The 1,901-nt window shown below is 45.2% G+C and carries 3 protein-coding genes and 1 pseudogene; all 4 read right to left on the reverse strand.

All coding sequences use genetic code 11. The features are described from left to right. Positions 1–129 (reverse strand): annotated as a pseudogene (locus AOA59_RS33405) (hemagglutinin repeat-containing protein); the annotation flags it as partial. Positions 130–258: 129 nt separating this feature from the next. Beyond that, positions 259–570 carry a hypothetical protein gene (locus AOA59_RS00555; protein WP_017134681.1) on the reverse strand — a complete coding sequence of 104 codons (312 nt, stop codon included), beginning with the start codon at positions 568–570 and terminating at the stop codon, positions 259–261. A gap of 11 nt (positions 571–581) precedes the next feature. Continuing rightward, positions 582–965: a hypothetical protein gene (locus AOA59_RS31875; RefSeq protein WP_143522731.1), complete on the reverse strand. Its 384-nt coding sequence runs from the start codon at positions 963–965 to the stop codon at positions 582–584. Further along, positions 959–1,549: an imm11 family protein gene (locus AOA59_RS00560; protein WP_099485453.1), complete on the reverse strand. Its 591-nt coding sequence runs from the start codon at positions 1,547–1,549 to the stop codon at positions 959–961. Before AOA59_RS00560 ends, AOA59_RS31875 begins: the two co-directional genes overlap by 7 nt. Positions 1,550–1,901 lie beyond the last annotated feature (352 nt).

Raw genomic sequence — 1,901 nt, forward strand, 5'->3', positions numbered from 1 at the left:
GCCGATGCCGAGGCTCTTTTCATCGACTTTGTACGTGTTGGTGTCTTGCAGGCTTTCGATATTAAGATCGCCGCCGAAATTGGCGATCACCTTCTTGCCACTCGCCACCGCGCCTTTGATCTGGGTATCGAGTTAAAAGCGGGAAAAGTCTGATTATCTGATCGGGCGAGTTTTTTTGAAAATCAGGCCATGAGGGGCATCAAAAATCAATGTCTACTTCAGACCTTCCCTAGGTAAACTGTATTTTTTATAAGCATCTCAGTTGTCAGGGTATTTGAACTTTGTACTGACTTGCTCTCCATGTTTATATGAAATTACGAATGAAACCCAATCTTCACCGCGTTGCTCAGCGCTATGTTTAAGCTTATCTACCAACTCATACAACTGTGTATCGTCTATATCTGTCCGGGCGTTGGTAGTCTCCACTCCATCCTTTTCGACAAGTAACTCTGTGTCTATGAATCCTTTTCCTACTACCACCTCGTAACGAAAACGATCATAGCCGTCGATAATTCCGTTATCAATAATGGAAAATATTTCTTTAATTAATGCAAAATCTTCGGTAATCATATGTGTTCCTTTCAAGGCTTGCTGGATTCATTTTTGAAAATACTGGTTCTGGTCCTGCCATCAATGGTATAGGTGACTGATAAAGTGTCGGGTCTAATAGAGTCGGCAGTTGATCTTTTGAATTTGATTGTGGTTGGGCCAACTGTCTTCGTCGGGTCGTCCAGAGCCTTTTTGATGATATTTTCATAGAAAACTTTATAGGCTGAATTATTGAAGTTTTTATCTTGCGGGAAAAGGTTGTAGCCGTCACATGTTCCGCCTTGGCTGCAAGCTTGAGCATGACCCTTTGCATCGCCGTCGCCTTCAGTCGCAATGCTGCCGACCTGCCAGGCAAATTCGCCGATAGCCTTCTGCGAGCTGACTGTTATAGGCGGAAATAAATTGCCATCTAGCAAACGACAGTATTCTCCCCGTTTACACTTTCAAAGATAGCGCCTGTCACACCAGCTTGCTCCATTCTAAGCTTGACTTTTTCGCTGACGATTAGAGCGCCTAGGTGTTTTTTGATTCGAAAAATATTTTCCCCATTAACCTTTGCTGGGTCAATAACAAGGTTCAAGAAAACTCTATACTCACCTGCCCTGTCTGGGCGGACTGAATCATCTGATTTGTATTTTTCAAATATAGAGCGTGTCTCATCTACACAGTCGATTTGTGTTTCCACAATCATTACATAAAATTCATCTTGGTGGCCTACGACTTTCGCAGGCTCAAGTACGACGTGCCTGAAGGGTTCATCAAAATCGGAAATGCCGATAAATGATTTTTTTGCTTTATGACTGATGATGGGAACGGAGGCGTATCCAGCCAGGGAGAAGTCTAGAGCAACACCATCACTTTGCATTTCAATTTCATAAGTGCAAGGCTCCATATATTCTACCGGTGGGTCTGTAAAGAACCAGTTATTGCAGTGCTTGATGCTGCCTAAGTACCATCTATTGTTAATGTTTGTATCTTCTCGAAATAAGTAGTATTTCATGTCAGTCTCTCGTGAGCCACTTGTTGACGGCGCTGCCGGGTGTACTGCTTCAGTCTTGATTTTGTTGACGACACTATCGCCAAGCTGCTTTCTGGCCTCCGGATTATTAGTCAGTTAGCTAAGGCCGCTAAGCCCTTCGATGAGATGTGCGACGAATTCGTGACGTCATTCCAGCCTGGCTGGGCCAACCCCCCCTCACCACTGTTTACGGCGCACTTGAGCGGGGGGTATCGCCGCCGCCGGTTCGTAGCAAACCCTGAATGAAGTCGATGCCGACGTTGGCACTTCTCGGCAGGTGCGTGCCTTGCGATAGCCGTGTCTTGCTTGATCACACTGGCGCTTATCTATCACT

Source organism: Pseudomonas sp. 2822-15 (assembly GCF_002742515.1).
Taxonomy (GTDB): domain Bacteria; phylum Pseudomonadota; class Gammaproteobacteria; order Pseudomonadales; family Pseudomonadaceae; genus Aquipseudomonas; species Aquipseudomonas salomonii.